Source organism: Acetobacter aceti (assembly GCF_002005445.1).
Taxonomy (GTDB): domain Bacteria; phylum Pseudomonadota; class Alphaproteobacteria; order Acetobacterales; family Acetobacteraceae; genus Acetobacter; species Acetobacter aceti_B.
Genome location: NZ_CP014692.1, coordinates 3,661,598 through 3,683,155 on the forward strand (window position 1 = coordinate 3,661,598; position 21,558 = coordinate 3,683,155).

Below are 21,558 nucleotides of genomic sequence, written 5' to 3' on the forward strand. Positions count from 1 at the left end.
CTCTGAAGCTTTTTGAAAAGAGTTTCTTTTGGTTTTCACGGCCGGTATTTGAGCGCCATATCGTTTCGAAACTTCGGCGCCTGTCGAAGGTTATATTTTTATCGTGATAAAACAGCTTAACGCTGTCGTATGAATTTGCATGCGCCTGTGATGCGTTGACGTCTGTCTGATGCCCGGTGCAGGCGTGACGCCGTCTCGGACATCGGGCGTTATCAAACCAGGGAGATCACCATGCACATTCCTGAACTTACGCTGAATGATGGGCTGACATTCCCCGTTCTGACGTTCGGAACCTATAAGATGAACGGCAATCCGGGCGTCGATGGTATGAAAAGCGCCATTGAGGCGGGGTACCACGCTCTGGATAGCGCCTTCAATTACGAGAATGAAGGCGCGGTAGGAAAAGCTGTTCGTGAAAGCGGCCACAAGCGCGGGAATCTGCGGATTGCGTCCAAACTTCCCGGTCGTCATCATAAGTTTGACGAAGCCATCCTGACCATTGAGGAATCTCTTTATCGCGCCGGGCTCGATTATTATGACCTCTATTATATCCACTGGCCCAATCCCAAACAGGGACTTTATGTCGAGGCATGGAAGGCTCTGATTGAAGCGAAGAAGCGTGGTTATGTAAAATCCATCGCTGTCTGTAATTTTCTTCCCGAGCATATTGATCGGCTGAAAGAAGAAACCGGCGTTCTGCCGAGCATCAATCAGATTGAGCTTCATCCCTATTTTCCACAGGAAGACATGCGTGCCTACAACAGGAAGCACGGCATTCTGACGCAGTCATGGAGTCCGCTCGGTCGCGCCAGTGATCTTCTTACAAATCCTGTGCTGGAAAAGATTGCGGAGAGTCACAGCAAGTCGGTCGCGCAGGTTATTCTGCGCTGGCACCATCAACTGGGATGCGTCCCTATTCCCAAAGCCGCCAGTCACAAACGTCAGATGGAAAACAAATCGATCTTCGATTTTTCCCTGACCGATGAAAATATGCAGAACATTGCATCACTGGCCCGTCCGAATGGACGACTGAACGGTCAGGACCCTGCTGTTTACGAAGAATTCTGATCCCACAAAAAAGGAGTGTCCTCCACTTCAGGGAAGGCGCTCCTTTCTGCTTTCATAACCGCAGACAGAGCGCTGCCGGCAGAATTCCTGAAAATCATAAAGAAAGCTTTTGGTGACGCTTTTTTCAAAAAAGCTTCGAAGAGCATATCTCGTTTAAAAGATGCACTCCTCGAACGCTCAGCATATTTATCTGGAAACTCCAGTATATCAGTCGACAACCTGTTCGACGGACACGATTTCCGGAACATAATGCCGAAGCATGTTCTCGACGCCATGCTTGAGTGTTGCCCCTGAAGACGGACAGCCTGAGCAGGCGCCCTGCATGCTCAGGCGGACAATGCCTTCACGATAGCCGCGGAAAACAATATCACCGCCGTCACTGGCGACGGCCGGACGGACACGCGTCTCAAGAAGCTCCTTGATCTGCTGGACAATCTCTTCGTCACCCGGAGCCACAGGATCTTCAACCGAGGCAGCACCGGCTTCGACGGTCGGCCGGCCGGAGACGAAGTGATCGACCAGCGAAGACAGCACCAGTGGCTTCAGCTCTGACCAGTCTTCGGAATCCGCCTTGGTCACGGAGACGAAATCCGATCCCATGAAGACCCGCGAGACACCGGGCAATTCGAACAGCGCTTCAGCCAGAAGAGAGCGTCCAGAGACAGCGTCCGCATCGATAAAGTCAATGGTCCCGGCCTCGCCAGTGACATCGCGACCGGGAAGGAACTTCAGCGTGTTGGGGTTGGGCGTACCCTCGGTTTCGATAAACATGACAAACTCTCCTTCAGGCGCACCACTGGCGCTGATTCTGCCAGTCAAAGCATCCCGGCCACCAAAGAGGACTTTTCAAGTCCTGTATCTCTTTCAGGAGATGAGCCAGCCGCCCCGGAAACGCAAGCCCTCCCCGGTAATATCAGTTCTCCGTTGCACGGAAAGCGAGAGAGGGCTTGATCAGAGATACCGGTATGTCGCGCATGGAGGTCTGAGGCCGCCTCACGGAGACAGGGGAAGCATTATAAGATATTTTTCAAGGCGTTACCCCTACGCCACAGAGGAACTGGCTCTTTTGCGGGACTGTTCACAAACGGCACGCATCTCATACAGAAGGGTTTAAACCGGAGGGGAGGGAGGCGCCTTTATCTCCGGTTCTCCCGGTGACCGCGGACTGATCTGCGCCACGAACAGCGTGGTCAGCCAGAACATGTACCACATGGGCGCCGGTCCTTTCACAAGCTGCGCGAAATCTGTCATCGCACTGACCAGCGTATGCAGCAGGATGGCAACGCTCAGAGGGCGAGCGCTCTTTTCAAAAGACATGAACAGGCTTTTGCACACGACAGTCAGATAGATCAGAAGAGCCGCGACTCCGACAGCGCCGGCGTAAAGCCATGTGGAAAGCAGCAGGTTGTGAGGAAACGGCTCGTCGGGCGTATTGAATTTCCATGCCGGGCCGTGTCCGAAAACAGGCATGTGCCAGATATCGCGCCAGGCGAGCGCCCAGAGTCTGAAGCGGTGGGAGTCTCCGCGTCCGATCTGCTCCTGGATCAGGTGGAATACTCCGACATCCGCCCGGAGTCCGATCACCATGATGACGGCAAGGACCGGGAGCGCCATCAGGATGATTTTTGGATGCCGCATGCCCGCCAGTACCGGCACCGCCACCAGGATGCCCACCAGAGGCCCTCGACTTCCTGTCAGGAGAATAAACAGCAATGCCGCACAGGCAGCGCCCCAGTATTGCCACTGGTGCCGGGACAGCGCCCTTGAGAGGGCCATCAGCAGGACGCTGCCCATGATGACGGCACCCAGAATGGGATGCCGCGTCAGCCCCCACCCCTGCATTCTCATAATATCGCCCTGCCATTCGAGAGACCGGAAACCAAGCCGCAGGATCAGGGCGATCAGGATGTTGATCATGCCTGCCGTGATCATCAGTGTGACCAGACGGTTTCGGTAGTCGCTCCGGTTCGCAAATCCATCCGCCAGCAGGAAGACAAAAATGGATGTGCAGATGATATTCCACATCCAGAAAGCCGCTGCGCCGATCTGGGAAGTGGCTGTCACATTGGCGAGCGTGCTGATGCAGAAAGAGAGTATGACACCAGCCCCAGCAAGAAGGGGAGCGGGAGCGGATGTCCAGCGAAGATCAAAGTCCTTTTTACAGGCCGCGCAGATGAACAGTGGTATGATTCCGATATAGAATACATCGGACCAGACGGGCTCATTGGGAAGAATGAAGCCTGAACCGATGAAGAAGAGCATCAGTTCATGCAGGAGTGCACGGCGGTCTTCCCGCCATAACCGTATCAGAACGCGGGGAGAGGCGAGCATGTTCGTCACCAGGGCATCGCTTCTGGATGACATTCGTCCATGATCACGTCGACCATGAACTGAGCCACTGCCTGCTCATTGAAATGCTCCGCATAACGGGCGCGACCTGCCGTGCCGGTGCGCATACGCATGTCAGGCTCGGCGGAGAGCCGGGCAAGTTTTTCGATCAGTTCATCAAGATCGGAAAAGAACAGCATTTCCTCTTCAGAGAAGTAATCCGTGTAACCCGTTGCGCGTTCAATCGCCACCACACAGCCATTGCCGGCAAGATGCGCAATGCGGTCGGACGTGTACAGATAATAGTCGGCGCGTCGCGAAATATTCAGCCCGACAGCACTGGTTTCCAGAACCTGTTGATAACGCGCGCCTGAAAAATGCGGGCGTCCTTCAATTCCGCCTAGCGCCATGCGCAGGGAAGGCAGGCGTGAAGAAACAAATCCGATGAATTCATCCATGTTCCACTCCCGGCCGCAGATCTCACGAAGAGGACGGGAAGGATGGCCGCAGGCGTAGAACAGGTCATTGGGAAGATTGCTGACCAGATCCGCGCGTCCGGTTTCGACTGAAAAATCAACCGGATTGGGCAGAAAACTCATGGCATGGCCACCGGCCCGCATCAGATCAAGCGGTTCTCCCGCCGTTGAAATGAAGGTCTTGTCGACCACTCCCAGCTTGTTCCGGATGCGCTGCACATTATCCGGCTCGAATAACGGGTCCACATTCCACTGCGCAATCCGCACGCCCGGAACGATGCCCCTCACGGCGGCGACCGTCTCCGCGTCAATCATGTCCGCATGCCCCATCAGAAGAATGTCGGGACAATGCTGACGGCAAAATGCCAGAAGCGCTTTGTTGACTGCGCGTCGCCCGAATTTACGGCTCCCGAAAAGAGAGCTGGCGCGTGCGACATCGCGGTCGGCGAAGTTGAGCACGAGGTGGCCTCGTCTGATGAGGCCGTTCGACAGTTTGATCTGGACGGAATGCTTCGGTCCCACACGCAGGCCGGTCATGAACGGACCGACATGAACGATGGTGAGAGAGGGCTTGTGCATGCCTTGAAATACTGCCTTGTCTGTCAGGGCTCCTGAACCCGTAATAACGGACAGATTATGGCAGGCTTTTGGCAGACGCCATACAGCCGGCAGATCTTTTATCGGCTGATCGATCTACTGCGGTGGACAGTGCAGGCAGCGGGGACGCTCCTGCGGCTTCTGCGATGCGTCGATTACAGCAGTATCTTGGAAAAAGTCTCGTAACTCAGACATTCCTGTGCCCATCCCGAAACGAAATCCGCCACGATCGAGACGAAGGTTCCATCTTCCGCAAGGATACAGCTGCATTTACCCTGTTTCACCACAGACAGGTTGCCCGGCGTCGCTCCCAGCGAAATCCAGCCCTCCCGTTTTTCAGGAAAAAAGTTTTTTCCAAGGTAGGAGACTGTCGGATAGACGACTCCATCATATTCAATGGAGCTGACAGGCACTGCATCGCCTTCCATCCAGACGATGTTCGAACTCGTGAACTGACGCCGTTTCAGCGAGTATCCAAGCGTTCGCCCCCGATGGTCCAGAAAGATGGGACGGCCTTCGATAAAAGGCTCATCCTTAAGGGAATACAGACGAAAATCCCCGGTTGTATGGTAGCGGATCATGGCCCTGAGCAGGGTCCGCGCCTGATGGGTGTATCCCCGATTGTTCAGGATGGCCGCGAGCCTGTAAAATATCGTTTCATCATTCAGGATGTCGTCAACTTTCCGCACATCCGCAAAGCGCCTGCTGGCAAGCAGTTGCCATGTCAGCAGCGGATGCCGTTCAAACCCGGCCCGAATGCGGTTGTAGATATTGACGGCGTTCTCGCGTCGGAAGGCGCGTGTCTGTTGCGCCAGCAGGGCCTGACGCTCCCGCACGGGGAGGGTGGAACTGGCCGTCTCGATCAGCGCCATCAGGTTTTTGCTGCCCTTGAGGCTCTCATAGACAATATGGCCTGCGCTCGGGACGTTGACGAGCCCGACCAGAACGTCTGAACGACCAAGCGTATAGCCGAGAATGGTCTCAGCCGACTGCCGGTCGTCACGGTGATGTCGGTCATGGAGAATGAAGATATCGCCGCTGATATCTTCCCGCTTGATCCCCATGCCACGCATTGACGATGTACATAGCGCCGCCCATTCAGGGATAACAGCCGTCTCCCTGTCATCGATGGAAAGCTGAGGCGCAAAGGCTATCGTGACGTCGGTCTTGAGCACCATTGAATATTTGATGGCGGCGTAGGCTCCGGCGGACAGACCGATGGCGATTGTCTTTCTGTATCCTGCGGAGTAGCGCCAGATGACTTCCAGCGCCTTATGCATGTTGGGAGAGTAATACCAGTTGCGCTGTCTGGTTGTAATGCCGATGCATGAAATATCGTATTTCTGGAAAACGGGTTTTCCAAAATAAAGGGTTGAGGCGCTTTCCTCGTGACCGATACCGATAAACGTAATGACAAGAAAGTCTGAGCTGCCCTTGTGAAAATGGACAACAATATCATCACTGTCGAAAATAATCTGGTCGTCCATTTACGCACCCGGGAATAATAACGCACCTCACTCTTTATAGATCAAAATATAAAAAAAGATAACAGTTGGCGCAATCACGGATCAGTGTCTGTTTTTATGGCAGCTCTTCTGCCAGGCAGATGTGGAGGAGGAATCCGTACTGCAGGAAGGGGGGCAAGGACAGGAGCCGGAAGCGGGGTATCCGGAATCACCATCTGCCAGGGCAGGATCCTGACGGATATCCGCTGGACGATGGGCGGCACCATGATCTTGCCGGGGCGGGTCATATAAAAGAGACCGGCGGCGTAAATAACGAGCAGACAGAGAAAGACACCGATTTTCCAGCCCCGTTTTCCGGGACGTTGCGGCATGCCGGGGACAGGAACGGAAAGGAGGGCGCGCTTCATCTTTCAGCCGCTAGCCCATCAGCCCTCTCCATGCAATCCGTTTGCTTTCGTTACGATCACGCTCCACATTCTCATCACAGCCATTCAGAGACCGCCGTGCCTTTCCTGCCCAAGCCCATTTCTCCATGATCAGCGTGCTCGATCCTATCGTCATTATCCTCTGGCTTGCGGCGCTCATCACAGGGTCGCTCGTTCTGTCCGGGGTTGTGCCGTGGAGACGCAAGAAAGCCCGCTCGCCGGAAGATCTGCTGGATGCGCACCGCAGTCTGCCCGCATGGGCCATCTGCCTGTCGATTGTTGCAACCGAGACCTCGACGCTGACAGTCATCAGTGTGCCCGGCATCGCTTACATGCAGGGCATGGTGTTCGTCGGTCTCGGTGGCGGCTATCTGCTGGGCCGTATCGTGGTCGCCCGTTATCTGCTGCCGCTTTACATGCGCGGAGACCTCGCCAGCGCGTACCAGTATCTCGCCCTGCGTTTCGGACGCCGGATGCAGCGACTGGCCGCCGTCACCTTTCTCGTCACGCGCCTGCTGGCGGAAGCCGTGCGGCTGTTCGCCTCCACGCTCCCCATCTGCGCCCTGCTCGCCGCCCGCGGTCTGTCGCTGTCCCCCCTGACTGTCCTGCTCGGCCTGACCGGACTGACCGCGCTTTACACCGCAATCGGAGGACTTCGTGCCGTCGTGTGGTCAGATGCGGCGCAGTTTCTGCTCTACAGCTTCGGGGCTGCACTCTGTGCCTTTCTGCTCTGGCGGCAGCTTACGCCGGAACAGATGGCTCTTCTTCCCCACTCCGGTCATCTGCTGCCCTTCGCATTTCATGCGCCCATTCTGACAAGCCCTTACGCGCCGCTGACAGCTCTTGTCGGGGGGGCGGTCCTCGCGATGGCCTCTCACGGCACGGATCAGCTCATGGTGCAGAGGGCTCTCGCCGCCCGCTCCCTGCGTGATGCGCAATGGGCGATGATCGGAAGCGCTGTTGTGGTGACGGTGCTGTTCGCCCTGCTGTCACTGGTCGGCGTCTTCCTGTGGGCACGACACGGAGGGCTCTCTCTTCCGGCATTGGGATTCAGGTCGCCGGACGAACTGTTTCCCCGTTTTATCGTCAATGAACTCCCTGCCGGTCTCTCAGGATTGCTCGTCGCCGGGATTATCAGCGCAACAATGGGGTCACTGTCTTCGGCTCTGAATGCGATGACCGGATCGACCTTTGCGGATCTGATCGGAACAGCTCATCCCGCCAGCCGGGCCGTGACGTGGGCAATCACCGGATTCTGGGCGCTGGCGCTCATCGCCACGGCCTGCGCATTTTCAGCCTCGGCCCGGTCGGTGCTGCTGTTCGGTTTCCAGATCGCCGGATATTCTTATGGCGCGCTTCTGGGAGCGTTTCTGCTCGGCCTGCTCTGTCGGTGGGCAACCGAATATGTGGCGATTACGGCTTTTGCAGTCACGGTGCTGACCATGGCTGTGGTGATCGCCAGCGTTCATCCTGAAGGCGCCAGCATCGCCTTTCCATGGCTGGTCCCTCTTGGGGTCTGCATCACCTTTCTCGTCGGTCTGCCGCTCTCTTTTGCGCTCGGACGTTCAGAACAGCCTCTTGTGAAATAGGGACGTTCTTTGAAATCTTGTTAAAAACTTCAAAGAACGGGCTGTCGTCATAAGCGCCGGTTCGGGCAGCACTCAGAAAGTGATACCCGCCCGCATGCCCACGATATTGCCACCGGTCACGCCGGGGTACGGGCTGGTGCGGTTGTTCACATGGGCATGGCTATAGTTCAGCATCAGGCGGGCATAATTCACGAGATACCAGTTGACCCCGGCCGTCGCTACCCACGCATTGCCGCCTGAAGGGACGTCTTTCGCATCCATCCAGTCGCCGCGCATCGCCACTTCCCACGCTCCCGGCCCCCCATCCAGAACGGGGGAAAGCACGCGGGGAGATGCCCACTGGCCGGTATGGGCGAAGTAGTTGGGGGTTTCGCCTGTCAGGAAAATGCCTGCCTGAAGACTGGCGGCCTGTATGGTGCCTGCATGTCCGCCCATGTCCGCTCCGTCATAGGTTCTGCGGAACTGCATGTGTCTGGCTCCATATTCGCCCAGAAGCCATGCCGTTTTCCAGATTGCGAAAAACTCTGCGCCACCAGCAAGGGAATTTGCCAGAGGTGTTGTATTGATGCGGGCGGAAAAGGCGTCATCGGTGCGGGCGAGAAGCCTGATATTCTGCGTAAATTGCGCTGTGGGTTTGACGTCTTCATAAAATCCCCATGCGCCGAGATGAATCAGTGATTCTTTCGAGCGATAGGGGATCCAGTGAGCACGGGCTTCGTAGGTCAGATCATCACGCAGATTATTCGAGCTGTTTACTGAATTGACATCGTCGCCCGAGATCTGGGCGACAAAATGCCAGCTTTCACCAAAAATCTTGAAGGCTCCGCCTAAACCGTACCATCCCTTGACCGGCACAATGGTGTTGGCGACCAGATCACGGTCCAGAAACACGGTGGCGTCCGAACCCGTGGAGCCATCGAAACCGCGTTCGTTGAATTTGTTACCCAGAGTGAATTCGGTCAGATGACCACCAAATTTCATGCTCCATGTCGCAAAGGCGCTCATGATCGTGGGCGTATTGTCAGCGAAATCGGCCTCGAAAACCCATGACAACTGCTTGGCGCGGCCCTCCACACCCAGTCGGGCGGCGCGAAGACGGGTGCGGGAGACATTCTGGTTGTGGTAATCGGAGCCGAACGATGCACCGTAATCCGCCAGAATACGGCCACGAATGCGAATGGAATACAGACCGTCAGGCGTGGTGATCGCGGGAAGTCCCCGTCCCCATTTCAGCACCAGCCCTCTCACTGTCGTTGTGTGGGAGGAGTAGGGAATGGAGGATTCAACGCCATAGACCGGGGATGAACCTGAGGGCATGGCTGAAACAGCCCCCGACGTTCCAGGGGCTGCTGCCGTGAGAGGGTAGGATGACAGACCCGCATCAGCGGACGCTGTGGAGGTCGCATGCATCATCGTCGTGTCGTTAAAAACGGGTGTGACATCGGGATCGGATGTGGATTTTTTTGCGGCCATGGAAGGCGTTGTCTGTGTGTCTCCATGAATAGGCATCCGTACATGGGCCTGGGTCACTTCAGCGACATCCTGATGGTGTGGTGATGGCGCTGGAGCTTTGCGGGCCGGAGAATGTTCAATGGCGTCCAGACGACTTTGCAGGGCCTGAATCTGTTTGGCCTGTGATTTCACCAGTTCGGCCAGAGCGCGGACATCGACGCCCCCCGTGTCCGCCATGGCCTGAGCCGACCAGAACAGGGAGGCAGTGCCTCCAGACAGAAGCAGGTTACGCAGGGATTTTTTCTGAATACGCATCGGGTGCAATTCTTATGAATTGAAGTGTTGGTTGCTGACTGATGGCGTGTCAGGAAGCAGAGCCTGTCCTGTCGTAAGGACGCGCAATCAGTGTGGCGACCAGACCGCAGGCTGCGGCAAGCGAAAGCCATAGTCCGGGCATGGAACGATCATGTGTTGTTCCTATCAGCCAGGTGCAGATGGCCGGGGTGAAACCACCGATGCAGGTCGCCAGACTATACGCCAGGGAAAATCCTGTTGTCCGTATGCGGGGAGGCACTATTTCCGTCAGGAATGGGACAGCTCCGCCGTTATAGGCGCTGTAAATGAGTGCAAGCCATAACTCGACAACCATCAGATGAAGGAAGGAAGGATCTGCTGTAAGCCATTTCATGGCTGGCCACGCCGTTGCGATCGCAATGAGTGTTGAGCCAATCAGAAGAGGTTTGCGCCCGACACGGTCAGACAGCGCGCCAAATAACGGCAATGCCAGAAAATTTGTCAGTCCGACGAGCAGTGTCACAATCAGGGCGTCACGCGATGACAGATGCAGAACGGCGTGTCCGAAGGCCGGTGTATAGGCTGTAATGACGTAGAACGATGTGGTGGTCATCAGAACCATCATGATGCCGGTCAGGCAGATCCGCCAGTCTTTCAGGAGAGCTGAAAGCGTTTCCCGGAATGTCGGATGGTGATGGATTTTCTCAAAGGATTCAGTTTCTTTCAGATTACGCCGTAGAAAAAAGAGAACAGGCACAATCAGGCAGCCGATAAGCAGGGGAACGCGCCAGCCCCATGACGCCATCTGCTCAGGAGCGATGAACGCCGTCAGGGCCACGCCGATTGCAGCGGCGGCCATCACGGCGACCTGCTGGGAGGCCGACTGAAAGGCGACGATAAAGCCGCGCGTTCTTTCTGTTGCGATCTCGGAGAGATAGACGGATGTTGATCCCAGTTCGACACCGGCGGAGAAGCCCTGCAAAAGGCGGCCGCACAGAATGAGCAATGGGGCGACAAACCCGATTGTCGCATAACTGGGTGTCAGAGTCAGGGAGAGTGTTCCCACTGACATGAGGGCGAGTGTGAGCAGAAGTCCTTTTCTCCGGCCGATCCGATCCACGTAAGCGCCCAGAATGATGGCTCCCAGCGGGCGCATCAGAAATCCCGCGCCGAATGTCGCGAATGACTGCAAAAGCTGGGCTGACGGATCTTTCGAAGGAAAAAAAGCCGCGCCAATGGCCGCCGCGTAATAACCGAACACCATAAAGTCGTACATTTCCAGCATGTTTCCGCTGGTGACCTGAATGATGGCCCGCACAGGATGCGGTGTACGCCGGTGTTCTCCGGAAACTGGCTGGGACGTGTCTGACGCGGAGGTGCTGTTCATGGACTGGTCACATTCTCGGTTTTGGGCTGGCCTCTAATTCACTTGACGCCTTACGCTCAAATTCATGCATTTGTTTCAAATGTGTCCATCCATAAAATACCGCCTGTCCGCTTTACGACGAAAAAGTGATATGTTTGTCGCACTTCAGGATCAAGACCGGAAGCATCGAGACACACAGTCTTTTTGGGGCTGCAGAAACTCTCTCCCGGTCAGGCGTTTATGTGAGTGGCGCGTGTTTTCCGACAGGTGGAACCGGCGAGACAGGAGGTTTTATGAACATACGCGACAATCAGGCCGATAATCGTTTTGAAACGGAAGTCGACCAGATCACGGCATGGCTGGACTATCAGAAATCAGACGGGAACCTGATTATCCTGCATACGGACGTGCCCGAAGCTCTGGCTGGGCGCGGCGTGGGGTCGGCGCTCGTGCGTCATGCTCATGACGTTGCGCAGGCCGAGAATCTGAAACTGGCATCGCGCTGCTCATTCGCAACCGCGTGGATGAAAAAGAATATGAAATAATAATAGATTATTGGAAATTAAAAATTCATTATTCACCGTTATTTGAAAAATATCTCATTCTGCCATATGGTATTAAAAATTATATGTGGAGTTGAACGGAAAACATGATTACGGAAAAGACTCTTTCCAGTCTTCCGGCCGGAGTGAATGGGCCTCTTTACGATATCAGAAAGATAAAGAATGGCATTCTTCACTTTGGTGTCGGCAATTTTTTTCGTGCTCATGAAGCCTTCTATGTTGATGCAATTCTCAAGGATGATCCGGAATGGGGGATTGTCGGAGTCGGGCTTACGGGCAGCGAGCGATCCAGAAAGAAGGCTGAAACCTTTACCAGTCAGGATTGCCTCTACTCGCTGACAGCAACCGCTCCGTCCGGGGAACACTCCACGCGGATCATCGGATGCCTGCGAGACTACCTTCTTGCTCCCGCAGATCCTGAGGCTGTGCTGAAACACCTCGTCGATCCGGAGATCCGTATCGTCTCCATGACCATCACTGAAGGTGGTTACAACATGGATGAGAAAACGGGTGAGTTCGATCTCAATGATGAAGACGTCAAGACGGACCTTCAGAATCCGGACAGGCCAGAAACAGTCTTCGGCTACGTGGTGGAGGGACTTCGGCGTCGTCGTGAGGCCGGACTGCCCGCTTTTACTGTCATGTCCTGCGATAATCTGCGGCATAACGGCAATGTCGCCCGCAAGGCGTTCCTCGGCTATGCCCGCGCCCGTGACGCCGATCTGGCCAGGTGGATCGAGGAAAACGCCACATTTCCCAACAGCATGGTGGACCGTATCACCCCTACCGTCACGCCCGATATCCATGAGAAACTGAACAGGGAAAGTGGCCTGAATGATGATCTTCCAGTGATTGCAGAAGATTTTCATCAGTGGGTGATGGAAGATCGCTTTGCGAACGGCCGACCGCCTCTGGAAAAAGCCGGTGTGCAGTTCGTTGAGGATGTGACGCCCTATGAGCAGGTGAAGATCCGCATGCTCAATGCCTCGCACATCATGCTGTGTTTCCCCGGCGTTCTCGTCGCCTGCGACACGGTGGCGGAAGCGGTGCAAGATGCTGATCTGCGCGGCAATGTCGAGACTTTCCTTAACGAGGATGTCATGCCTGCACTCAGGGCGCCAGAAGGTCTGAGCCTTGAAGAGTATCGAGACAGTGTGCTGCACCGCTTCTCCAATGCAGCGATGGGCGATCAGACACTTCGGATTGCGGGTGATGGCTGCTCGAAGATTCAGGTCTTCTGGACGGATACGGTCAGGAAGGCGCTCGAAAGCAAGCGAGACATTGCCCGCATTGCGTTCGGCATGGCGGCCTATCTCGAAATGCTGCGCGGTGTGAACGAGAAGGGCGATCACTACACGCCAAACGAACCGACGTTCAAGGACGCTCAGTGGAAACTCGCAAAGTCTGACGACTTCGTCGCGGCGCTAGGTCTGCCCGCTTTCGACGCCTGGCGGGATCTGGATACCACGGCTCTCGATCAGAAAGTGATTGAAATCCGTAAGATTATCCGGGAAAAAGGGGTGAAGGCGGCGTTGCCTGTACGCTGATGGCGGGGGCTTTGCCCCCTACCCCACAAAGGGGCGCGGCCTCTTTGATTCTGTTTATTGACGGCGTTTCAGTGTATCGAGTTTTGCCTTGTATCGGATATAAATTCTACGAAAGAACTTTCCGCATAGTAGAGTAGACATGATTTATTCAGATGCGCACAGAATCTCCACCATATAAAAAGCCCAGATTGCTCCATCGCGTGGAAAATTACGATCAGATTTCAAGGTCTGCAGGAAGTAGTCCAAAAAGTCCTCGCACAAATGCGAGCGCGTCATTATCAACCGTAAGCAAATGGCGCACTGCTTTCTCGTATTCTGCGATTGTGCGGAGTCCAAGCGTCGCAACGATATTATCGAGCGCCTTACACTCCCGCACTGAGCACTGCGTGAGAATTGTGATCCAGTCTTTGGCCACAACAGCCCTGTCGAGTTTTGCTTTTTTCGTAGCGTGAATATGAGGGCCGTTATTTGTGACTGCGACTTCTTGTCCGTCGAGAAGATCATCGTCGTTCGGAATTTGATCCATGATCAGCTTGCGTAATGCCTTTTTTGCAATATTTTTGCTCAAGCGTTCCGTGTGAAGAGCGATACCCTCGATACCGCGCAAGATAGCTTTCTCTGCAATTGCAGCTGCGTCCCCTCCGACAGCGTCTGTATGGCGAATAGCGATTTTCTTTATGACCTCAGGATGGAAGTAGATCGCTTCAACTGAGTAGAACGGCAGCACATAGACGCCACGTAGCCGTTTTGCTTCGATCTGATCCTGATCGTAACCGTCACCATCAGCAATGCCGAACGCTTGTAGCCAGTGGAAATTTTCAGCAGAACGGCCTCCGGCAACGGCATTTTCGACTTCTCGGCAACTTCCTTTCGGTATCACAGACACCATCGGAAAGATGAGACTATAAAGAGGCTTATCTAAACTGCTTTCGGTACCTTCGACGAACAGCACTTTCCTGCGAGCGCCAAGAAGGTCGCGTTTAAGAATATCGTCAATTGGCGCGTCTGCGGGCAATTCATCGGCTTCCCATTGCCACGCATGTTGACCTTGGAAATCGCAAGCGCGGATCAAGAGCGTTCGTGCGCGCGGTAACTCAAGAGGAAGATCAAGGTCATGTGTGGAGACAGCAAATCCACAGTCTGAGCGTCTTTCAAATAGCAGACTAAGAAGTGGAGCGATAATCGAGCGATGAAGATGCCTCTCGGGCTCGTCTATGATTAAAAGCGTTCCCGGTGGCGCGGTAAGGACGTCGCTGGCGATCATCAACGCATTGCGTTCACCGTCAGATAACTCTGCCGCGCTGTATTCAGGACCACCGTCTTTACTTGCCATCAGGCGTTCATTTGCGTGGATTGAAATTTTGATCGGGATGTTGGACTGTCGTAATAATTCGTTAATAATAGCAATCGGCGCTTCGATTTTTTTAGCTTCGTTGACACCTTCGCTGTCATTAGCATCAACCGCGGCAGCTATAGACCTCGCCCGAATATTCTCCGCGTTCACTAATTCGTACACAGTCATGCTCGCGCGTTGTGCTGCATAGATGTCTCTATAACGAGCTCGCGTTTGGCGATCTTCGTTTTTTATACTCATCTCTATCTGTAATTTCGTCGCCGGCGTCAGTTCAAGCGCATCGTTGTTCATCCAAGTCTGCCGATGAGCGGAAATCTTGCGAACATTCTCCGGATTCTGGTTCACGAAACGTTGCATCAGACTTGACTTGCCGGTACCGTTAGCGCCCAAGACAAAAATCAATTCACCCGTATTGAGTTGAATATTGGCAACGGCTGCATTCAAGCAGGGAAAGCTAAGATTAAAGTACATGTGTTCCCCAATACACAAATGCTATAATGTATATTACATTACGCAATGGCGATATAAGTGCTGAATACAAGTGCGGTAGTGACAAAGCTTTCCGCCCAGAGTAAGTTTGAGCAATCCCTGATCAATCGGAACATACAGAGAATATCTTCATTGACAAGCTATAAAGACGTATAACAGTGGTATGTTTGAAGTTGTTTTGGGGGGACCGCTGAGCATCCGGTTAATTGCTTTTTTGACCGACAAAATGAATGCTCGATCCAACCTGGGGCTTTCATAGATATTAATGCAGCGAACGGCAGTTTGCTTAATATCCACGCCTAGAAGCCCACATTCCACATTCTTGCCTAAGCACCCTACCCTCAAACCACCCTCTCCCCACCCCCAAACACCTCCACCACCTCGAACCCTTCATTCATCACCACCAGATCGGCCCGCAGTCCCGGCGCGATACGTCCGCGATCATGCAGACCGAGATAAGCGGCGGGGCTGGTCGAGGTGAGGCGGCTTGCGGCGGGGAGGGACACGCCGCCCACCGTCACGGCGTTGCGTAACGCGACATCGAGCGTCAGCACGCTGCCCGCAAGAGTGCCGTCGGGTAGCCGCACGGCGCCGTCACGGATGATCACATCCTGTCCGCCAAGCTGGCTCGGTCCTTCCGGTTGCCCGGTTCCGCGCATGGCGTCGGTCACGAACAGCAGCCGCTCACCCATGACGCGGGACGCAAGACGGAACGTGGCCGGGTGGACGTGGTGGGTGTCGAAGATCATCTCGGCATACCCGGCGTCGCTACACATCAGCGCGGTGACAGGACCGGGATTGCGGCTCTGGATCGGGGCCATGGCGTTGAACAGATGGGTCGCGCCGATGGTGCCTCCAGCGGTGCAGACACGGCAGATCGCCTGTTCCGTTTCTTCATAACCGGCGACGGTATGGCCAAGACTGACGCGCACACCGGCTTCCGCAAAGCGGCGCATGGCGGTGTCGGCGTGATCGAGTTCCGGCGCGAGCGTGACGACGCGGACGATGCCGGTCTCCAGCGCCTCCTTCACACGGTCGGGTGTTGGTGGAATGGCGAACGGTGGCTGTGCGCCCAGCTTGTGCGGGCTGACGAACGGTCCTTCCAGATGCGCGCCGTGAATGATCGGCCCATTCCCCGGTGATGCCCTGCGCGCCTCCGCAACGGCCCGCAGCGCGTCCATCACCTCGGGCCAGGGGCTGGTGATGGTGGTGGGCAGGATGGTCGTGGTGCCATGCGTCAGATGGAAGCGTGAGAGGCGGTGAATGGCGGCGACTCCGTCCATGGTGTCGGCTCCGTCGCCGCCATGGACGTGCCCGTCGATAAAGCCCGGCAGGATGAAACGCCGTCCCGCATCGGGACGCGGCGTGACGGACTGGATGCCGGTTTCGTCAAAGACCACCTCACCGGAAACAACGCGATCAGGGAGAACGATCTGGCCGGTCAGTTTCATGGCGGACGGTCTTTCAGTTGCCGGAAGGGATCTTGGGAATATGGTGCGAGGTCGCCCCTCGCAAGCCTGTCATCCGCATGTAGTTACGCCATCACACTCCGAAACCGATTAACTTGAAAAAGTTTTTGGTGAAGCTTTTTCCAAAAAGCTTCAGAAACCTTCACTGACCTCCCATAAAGTTCTTCCACGCACTCCCCTGAGGACGCGTCAGCACAATATGCGCCCGGCAGTTCGGCGTGCCGTAATCGCCGACAATGGTGTCGCCTTCCGGATGGCCTTCGAACACCATCGGCAGGGGGTGACCCTTCATGTCCTTGAGCAGAAGCTGGGCGTGAAAGCGGTTGTGGTTCTTGTCCGGCACACCGCGCAGCACCAGCGTTCCGGTGCCCGGCGCAAAGAACAGCCTTTCAGACCTCACCTGCAGAACGGAAGGGTGCTGATCGGGGCAGGTTCCCTTGTCGGTCACCAGCGTTCCGATCCAGTCGCCGAGCGGATCATCCTGCGCTGAAGCAAAGGCGGGCAAGGCCATGCCATCAAGCAGACCTCCGGCCAGCAGACCTCCGATCAGCAGATGGGCGCGAAGCGTGTGTGAAACGGAAAAGCGCATGAACGGGACCTCTGGCTGACACGGGTTGCAGATGCCAACCTAACCCGAATATGTGGGAAACGGGTGACGTCGGCGCACGCTCGTCCTATACCGCGCGAAAAGCATGCCGCAATGTAGTACGTCATCCCGATGTCGTGCCTTAAGGAGCCCTTCATGTCCGCCACCGATCAGGACGCCGCCACACCCGCCCTCGATGCCTCCCTGCACGCCGATCGGATCCTGATCCTTGATTTCGGCTCACAGGTGACGCAGCTCATCGCCCGTCGTGTGCGCGAGAGCGGCGTTTACTGCGAAATCTGGCCATTTACGGCGAACGAGGAGCGCATCCGCAGCTTTGCGCCGCGTGGCATCATCCTCTCGGGTGGTCCGGCCAGCGTGCATGATGAAGGCGCGCCAACCATTCCGGACGTGGTGTTTGCGCTGAACGTACCGGTGCTCGGCATCTGCTACGGCCAGCAGGCCATGTGCAACCAGCTTGGCGGCAAGGTCGAAGGCTCCGACCACCGTGAGTTCGGCCGCGCTTTTGTGGAGATCACCGAGGACTGCGCCCTGTTCCGTGGCGCATGGGCGCGTGGCGGTCGTGAGCAGGTGTGGATGAGCCACGGTGACCGGGTAACGAAACTGCCGCCGGGTTTCCGCGCCGTGGCGACGTCCGAGGGGGCGCCGTTCGCGGTGATCGCCGATGAAGGACGCCGCATGTATGGCGTGCAGTTCCACCCGGAAGTGGTCCACACACCGCATGGCGCGGCGCTGCTGAAGAACTTCACGCACAATGTCGCGGGCTGCACCGGCACATGGACGATGGCCCGTTTCCGCGATGTCGAGATCGAGAAGATCCGTCAGCAGGTTGGCGACAAGCGGGTGATCTGCGGCCTGTCGGGAGGCGTGGACTCCTCCGTCGCCGCCGTGCTGATCCATCAGGCCATCGGTGACCAGCTTACCTGCATCTTCGTCGATCACGGTATGCTCCGTGCCGGTGAAGCCGAGGAAGTGGTCAAGACGTTCCGTGGCCAGTTCAACATCAAGCTGATCCACCGCGACGCATCCGACATGTTCCTCTCTGCTCTGGAAGGCGTGACGGACCCGGAGATCAAGCGCAAGACCATCGGACGTCTGTTTATCGAAGTGTTCGAGGAAGAAGCCGCGAAGATCGGTGGCGCCGAGTTCCTCGCGCAGGGCACGCTCTATCCGGATGTGATCGAAAGCGTCAGCTTTACGGGTGGCCCGTCCGTCACCATCAAGTCGCACCACAATGTTGGTGGCCTGCCCGAGCGCATGAACATGAAGCTCGTCGAGCCGCTGCGTGAGCTGTTCAAGGATGAGGTTCGTGATCTTGGCCGTGAGCTGGATATTCCGGAGAGCATTGTCGGTCGTCATCCGTTCCCCGGTCCGGGTCTGGCCATCCGCATTCCGAGCGACAGCATCACCCGCGAGAAGCTGGACCTGCTGCGCAAGGTGGATTCCATCTATCTGGAAGAGATCCGTAACGCTGGTCTGTATGACGCCATATGGCAGGCCTTCGCCGTGCTGCTGCCTGTTCGTACTGTCGGTGTTATGGGCGATGGCCGCACCTACGATCAGGCCGTGGCGCTGCGTGCCGTCACCAGCACGGACGGCATGACGGCGGATGTCTATCCGTTCGACATGGGGTTCCTGAACCGCGTGGCGAGCCGCATTGTCAACGAGGTGCGCGGCATCAACCGCGTGACGTATGACATCACGTCCAAGCCGCCCGGCACGATTGAGTGGGAATGATCCCACGTCTGGCATAGGGTAGCATCACCCGGCATGAAAGCGCCTTAAAGCCCGCAGAAATGCGGGCTTTTTTGGTTTTTGGTCCGGCACTGTCTGGCACCGAACGGTATCGCCAAGCAGTTATTTTTTATGGCATAGTGCGTGGCACTGACTGAAGCTGATGCCATGATTTTTATCGATACCATGTCGGACACTTTGTGGGTGTCATGGTGTTAATTTCCAGCAACCAGTTGAATAAAAAGAGATTTCTCTGATTATTTTGGCGGTTTTTGATCATGGTATCGTTATGTGGGTGCCACGAGCCGATGCTGACCGCGACAAGGGGTTCATGCGCATCTCCACGGAAAAGATTTTGATTTATTCAGGTTTGTTGAGAATTTCAGCCGTGGCGCGCTTGAGGATATCGATGATGCGGCTCTTTTCTTCAGGACGACATCCCCGCTGACGCATCAAGGCCTGTTTGAAAGCATGGCGGGCCTCATGGAATTCGTCGGAAGCGCGTGGGTCTGCGTCGTCGACGCCTGAGAAGGCGTCCCGCACCTCGCCCATGCGGCTGCCGATTCGCTGCAGGGTTTCGATGATGCTGTCAGCCTGTTCCCGATTTGCTTCGAGAAACGCCCGACCTTCATTGGTCAGCGTATAGAGTTTGCGATTACCTTCCGGAGACGATGTGACCTGGCCGGTCTCATCAAGATAGGTGAGGGCAGGATAAACCATGCCGGGACTTGGCGTGTAAAAGCCGCCGGATTTTTCTTCGAGAAGACGGATCAGTTCATAACCGTGCGCAGGCTGGGTCTCCAGAAGAGCCAGAAGAACCAGTTGCAGTTCACCGGAGCTGAGCTTGCGACCGGCAGGAAAATCACCTTTGCCGAAACCGTGACGGGAACCGCCACCGAACCGGCTGCGACTTTTTGAGCGTTCGCCTTCTGCGTGTCGGGAGGGGTGATGTCTGGATACATGATCTTTAAACATGTCTTACGATATATATGTTTTAAGATATAACTCAAGACTGTTTTTGTGACATTGAGTCTGGATTGATTGCGTATTGTAACTATCGACGTCCGGCTGATTCGATATGCCGCCCACAGGATAATCTTATCCAGGGATAACCGCCCGCCTGCGATAAGGAGGCGGGATCAGACCGAAGACAGGCATGTGTCATAGATTGCCCGCCACCGGTCGATGACTGCCTGCGGCGTAAAGCCGTGCTCGTAATCAGCCAATCCACCAGAGACAATCCGGTCACGCAGAGTGCTGTCATCCAGAACCGACCGGAGGGCGCTGACAAGTGCTGGAAGATCGTCGATCGGTGTCAGCATGCCGTTTTCGCCCGTGCGAACGTAAGCACGCGGACCAGCCGCAGCGCAGGCCACCAGAGGCGTTTTCGTGGACCATGCGTCCAGAATGACGGTTCCGAACGGCTCGTAGCGTGAGGGCAGCACACAGATATCGGACGCCGCGAGAAGAGCGCCGCGATCGGTGCGCCACCCGGCGAAGCGAATCCGGTCGGTCACGCCTTCCTGTCTTGCCTGTTCCTCCAGCGCGGCGCGCAGCGGACCGTCGCCTGCCATCCATAAATAACAGTCCGGCAACTGCTGCATGGCCGAAATGAGCGTCTCGAGCCCTTTTGCTTCATGCAGGCGGGAGAGCGTCAGCAGAACACGGGCATCCTGAGGCGTATCGAGTTCCTCGCGGGGGAGTGCGGGTTCGGGTGTGACTGAGGAAAAGGTCGGCGCGGAGAATATGCGGTCTGTCGCTGTGGCGTTGTCTGCGGGATGCCAGTCCGGATCGGCGCGCATCCGCTCTGCGATATCAGGCGTGCAGCCCACGAGATGCGTGCAGTGAGTATATGGTTTGAGGTCGCGGTAATTGCCGAACCAGCCGATGACGGGACGATTGCCGGAAAGATGGCTGGCGTTGGCGGGCATGCTCTCCGCTGCGCGCCGCATCCAGCAGTGAATGAGGGAAGGCTCAAGCTGGCGCACAAGCTTCGTCATGCGCCATTTTCTCCATAAGGGGACGGGGCGCTTGAGAATGTCGGTTTCGATTGCGAGTCCCGCGTCTTCGAGCTCTTTCAGGCGTGGAGCATCCGGATGGAGAACGACTGTCTGCCGGACGCCGGCCTTGTGCAGGCCCAGTATGACATCGGTGGAATAGAGTTCCGCTCCACCATGCCCCCGTGCCGCCATGACCTGTAGAATGTGCGGAGTGTTGCTCACATCGCTTCCCTCGCAAGTGTTTCGGGTGACATATCTTCCTGATGGCTGAAAAACGAAAGATGAAATATTTGTAAGAACGGAAAGAATTTACCTCCTTTCCGGTCGATCTGACGTCAGATCATGCCGCACAGCGAATGCAGCCTATCTTCTGGGCGCAGATTTTGTAACTGAGTGACAGGAATGTTATTGCGAGGCGTTCTCATTATCTGCTAATGTGGCTTCAAGTTGAGGCTATGAGGCGCGTAGATGTATATCTGCTCCTGTAACGGGCTGACCGATCACGATGTAAGCGCTGCGGTGGAAGCCGGAGCGACGCGGCCCGGAGAGGTCTACGCGGCTCGAAAATGTCGGGCGCAGTGCGGCAATTGTGTCAAAGGTGTTGTCTGTTTGCTGCGTGAAGCGTTGAAGCAGCGCAATGCGCCAGCCGTGGTCATGGCGTCTCTGGAGCTTTCGGCGCAGCAGGATATGCCCCGCGCCGTTGCCTGAACAGTCGCCGGTTTCGTGTGCCCGAA

The 21,558-nt window shown here is 56.0% G+C and carries 18 protein-coding genes; 6 read left to right on the plus strand and 12 right to left on the minus strand.

Annotation, left to right across the window (positions count from 1 at the left end):
• Window positions 1–231 precede the first annotated feature (231 nt).
• Window positions 232–1,068 (plus strand): aldo/keto reductase, encoded by an 837-nt coding sequence (locus A0U92_RS16785; RefSeq protein ID WP_077814109.1) that lies wholly within the window; start codon window positions 232–234, stop codon window positions 1,066–1,068.
• A gap of 207 nt (window positions 1,069–1,275) precedes the next feature.
• Here A0U92_RS16785 and A0U92_RS16790 read toward each other — a convergent pair whose 3' ends face one another.
• The 5 genes from A0U92_RS16790 to A0U92_RS16810 form a co-directional block, all read right to left on the minus strand.
• Entirely contained in the window at window positions 1,276–1,839 is a 564-nt protein-coding gene (locus tag A0U92_RS16790) for a NifU family protein (protein ID WP_077814541.1), read from the minus strand.
• Between the two features lie 339 nt (window positions 1,840–2,178).
• The gene (locus A0U92_RS16795; protein ID WP_077814110.1) at window positions 2,179–3,432 is read right to left on the minus strand and encodes an O-antigen ligase family protein; all 1,254 of its coding nucleotides are present in this window, start codon (window positions 3,430–3,432) and stop codon (window positions 2,179–2,181) included.
• Window positions 3,405–4,451 (minus strand): glycosyltransferase family protein, encoded by a 1,047-nt coding sequence (locus A0U92_RS16800; protein WP_077814111.1) that lies wholly within the window; start codon window positions 4,449–4,451, stop codon window positions 3,405–3,407. Before A0U92_RS16800 ends, A0U92_RS16795 begins: the two co-directional genes overlap by 28 nt.
• Window positions 4,452–4,624: 173 nt before the next feature.
• Window positions 4,625–5,956: a hypothetical protein gene (locus A0U92_RS16805; protein WP_077814112.1), complete on the minus strand. Its 1,332-nt coding sequence runs from the start codon at window positions 5,954–5,956 to the stop codon at window positions 4,625–4,627.
• A gap of 74 nt (window positions 5,957–6,030) precedes the next feature.
• Window positions 6,031–6,342 (minus strand): hypothetical protein, encoded by a 312-nt coding sequence (locus tag A0U92_RS16810; protein ID WP_236748198.1) that lies wholly within the window; start codon window positions 6,340–6,342, stop codon window positions 6,031–6,033.
• A gap of 125 nt (window positions 6,343–6,467) precedes the next feature.
• Between A0U92_RS16810 and A0U92_RS16815 the strand changes: the two genes are divergently transcribed.
• Window positions 6,468–7,949 (plus strand): sodium:solute symporter, encoded by a 1,482-nt coding sequence (locus tag A0U92_RS16815; RefSeq protein ID WP_077814113.1) that lies wholly within the window; start codon window positions 6,468–6,470, stop codon window positions 7,947–7,949.
• 72 nt (window positions 7,950–8,021) lie between these two features.
• Here the strand turns inward: A0U92_RS16815 and A0U92_RS16820 are convergent, their stop codons facing one another.
• Both A0U92_RS16820 and tcuC read right to left on the minus strand, forming a co-directional pair.
• A complete protein-coding gene (locus tag A0U92_RS16820) occupies window positions 8,022–9,716 on the minus strand; it encodes a porin (RefSeq protein ID WP_077814114.1) in 1,695 nt (564 codons plus the stop codon).
• Between the two features lie 49 nt (window positions 9,717–9,765).
• Window positions 9,766–11,082, minus strand: coding sequence for an MFS transporter (gene tcuC, locus A0U92_RS16825; protein ID WP_077814115.1), 1,317 nt, complete (start codon window positions 11,080–11,082; stop codon window positions 9,766–9,768).
• A gap of 272 nt (window positions 11,083–11,354) precedes the next feature.
• On the opposite strand from tcuC, the gene A0U92_RS16830 reads away from it, so the two are divergent.
• Together A0U92_RS16830 and A0U92_RS16835 are read left to right on the plus strand one after the other, a co-directional pair.
• Window positions 11,355–11,606, plus strand: coding sequence for a GNAT family N-acetyltransferase (locus A0U92_RS16830; protein ID WP_077814116.1), 252 nt, complete (start codon window positions 11,355–11,357; stop codon window positions 11,604–11,606).
• Window positions 11,607–11,710: 104 nt separating this feature from the next.
• A complete protein-coding gene (locus A0U92_RS16835) occupies window positions 11,711–13,171 on the plus strand; it encodes a mannitol dehydrogenase family protein (RefSeq protein ID WP_077814117.1) in 1,461 nt (486 codons plus the stop codon).
• A gap of 214 nt (window positions 13,172–13,385) precedes the next feature.
• Here the strand turns inward: A0U92_RS16835 and A0U92_RS16840 are convergent, their stop codons facing one another.
• From A0U92_RS16840 to A0U92_RS16850, 3 genes are all read right to left on the minus strand, one after another.
• Window positions 13,386–14,996 (minus strand): AAA family ATPase, encoded by a 1,611-nt coding sequence (locus tag A0U92_RS16840; protein WP_077814118.1) that lies wholly within the window; start codon window positions 14,994–14,996, stop codon window positions 13,386–13,388.
• Between the two features lie 359 nt (window positions 14,997–15,355).
• The gene (gene nagA, locus A0U92_RS16845) at window positions 15,356–16,465 is read right to left on the minus strand and encodes an N-acetylglucosamine-6-phosphate deacetylase (RefSeq protein ID WP_077814119.1); all 1,110 of its coding nucleotides are present in this window, start codon (window positions 16,463–16,465) and stop codon (window positions 15,356–15,358) included.
• 160 nt (window positions 16,466–16,625) lie between these two features.
• Window positions 16,626–17,072 (minus strand): hypothetical protein, encoded by a 447-nt coding sequence (locus A0U92_RS16850; RefSeq protein WP_077814120.1) that lies wholly within the window; start codon window positions 17,070–17,072, stop codon window positions 16,626–16,628.
• Window positions 17,073–17,225: 153 nt separating this feature from the next.
• Between A0U92_RS16850 and guaA the strand changes: the two genes are divergently transcribed.
• Window positions 17,226–18,827: a glutamine-hydrolyzing GMP synthase gene (gene guaA / locus A0U92_RS16855; RefSeq protein ID WP_077814121.1), complete on the plus strand. Its 1,602-nt coding sequence runs from the start codon at window positions 17,226–17,228 to the stop codon at window positions 18,825–18,827.
• 357 nt (window positions 18,828–19,184) lie between these two features.
• On the opposite strand, the gene A0U92_RS16860 is transcribed toward guaA, so the two are convergent.
• Together A0U92_RS16860 and A0U92_RS16865 are read right to left on the minus strand one after the other, a co-directional pair.
• On the minus strand, window positions 19,185–19,799 hold the full coding sequence (locus tag A0U92_RS16860; protein WP_077814122.1) for a PadR family transcriptional regulator: 615 nt from the start codon (window positions 19,797–19,799) through the stop codon (window positions 19,185–19,187).
• A 164-nt stretch (window positions 19,800–19,963) separates the two neighbouring features.
• Entirely contained in the window at window positions 19,964–21,046 is a 1,083-nt protein-coding gene (locus A0U92_RS16865) for a glycosyltransferase (protein ID WP_236748199.1), read from the minus strand.
• Between the two features lie 246 nt (window positions 21,047–21,292).
• Between A0U92_RS16865 and A0U92_RS16870 the strand changes: the two genes are divergently transcribed.
• Entirely contained in the window at window positions 21,293–21,532 is a 240-nt protein-coding gene (locus A0U92_RS16870) for a (2Fe-2S)-binding protein (RefSeq protein ID WP_077814124.1), read from the plus strand.
• Window positions 21,533–21,558 lie beyond the last annotated feature (26 nt).

Bases quoted from the DNA above. Each gene is read 5' to 3' on its own strand.
- A0U92_RS16820 (WP_077814114.1), bottom strand. From the start codon at position 9,716: ATGCGTATTCAGAAAAAATCCCTGCGTAACCTGCTTCTGTCTGGAGGC.
- A0U92_RS16805 (WP_077814112.1), bottom strand. From the start codon at position 5,956: ATGGACGACCAGATTATTTTCGACAGTGATGATATTGTTGTCCATTTT.
- A0U92_RS16860 (WP_077814122.1), bottom strand. From the start codon at position 19,799: ATGTTTAAAGATCATGTATCCAGACATCACCCCTCCCGACACGCAGAA.
- nagA (WP_077814119.1), bottom strand. From the start codon at position 16,465: ATGAAACTGACCGGCCAGATCGTTCTCCCTGATCGCGTTGTTTCCGGT.
- A0U92_RS16830 (WP_077814116.1), top strand. From the start codon at position 11,355: ATGAACATACGCGACAATCAGGCCGATAATCGTTTTGAAACGGAAGTC.
- A0U92_RS16850 (WP_077814120.1), bottom strand. From the start codon at position 17,072: ATGCGCTTTTCCGTTTCACACACGCTTCGCGCCCATCTGCTGATCGGA.
- A0U92_RS16800 (WP_077814111.1), bottom strand. From the start codon at position 4,451: ATGCACAAGCCCTCTCTCACCATCGTTCATGTCGGTCCGTTCATGACC.
- A0U92_RS16810 (WP_236748198.1), bottom strand. From the start codon at position 6,342: ATGAAGCGCGCCCTCCTTTCCGTTCCTGTCCCCGGCATGCCGCAACGT.
- A0U92_RS16840 (WP_077814118.1), bottom strand. From the start codon at position 14,996: ATGTACTTTAATCTTAGCTTTCCCTGCTTGAATGCAGCCGTTGCCAAT.
- guaA (WP_077814121.1), top strand. From the start codon at position 17,226: ATGTCCGCCACCGATCAGGACGCCGCCACACCCGCCCTCGATGCCTCC.
- A0U92_RS16835 (WP_077814117.1), top strand. From the start codon at position 11,711: ATGATTACGGAAAAGACTCTTTCCAGTCTTCCGGCCGGAGTGAATGGG.
- A0U92_RS16795 (WP_077814110.1), bottom strand. From the start codon at position 3,432: ATGTCATCCAGAAGCGATGCCCTGGTGACGAACATGCTCGCCTCTCCC.
- A0U92_RS16785 (WP_077814109.1), top strand. From the start codon at position 232: ATGCACATTCCTGAACTTACGCTGAATGATGGGCTGACATTCCCCGTT.
- A0U92_RS16870 (WP_077814124.1), top strand. From the start codon at position 21,293: ATGTATATCTGCTCCTGTAACGGGCTGACCGATCACGATGTAAGCGCT.
- A0U92_RS16815 (WP_077814113.1), top strand. From the start codon at position 6,468: ATGATCAGCGTGCTCGATCCTATCGTCATTATCCTCTGGCTTGCGGCG.
- A0U92_RS16790 (WP_077814541.1), bottom strand. From the start codon at position 1,839: ATGTTTATCGAAACCGAGGGTACGCCCAACCCCAACACGCTGAAGTTC.
- tcuC (WP_077814115.1), bottom strand. From the start codon at position 11,082: ATGAACAGCACCTCCGCGTCAGACACGTCCCAGCCAGTTTCCGGAGAA.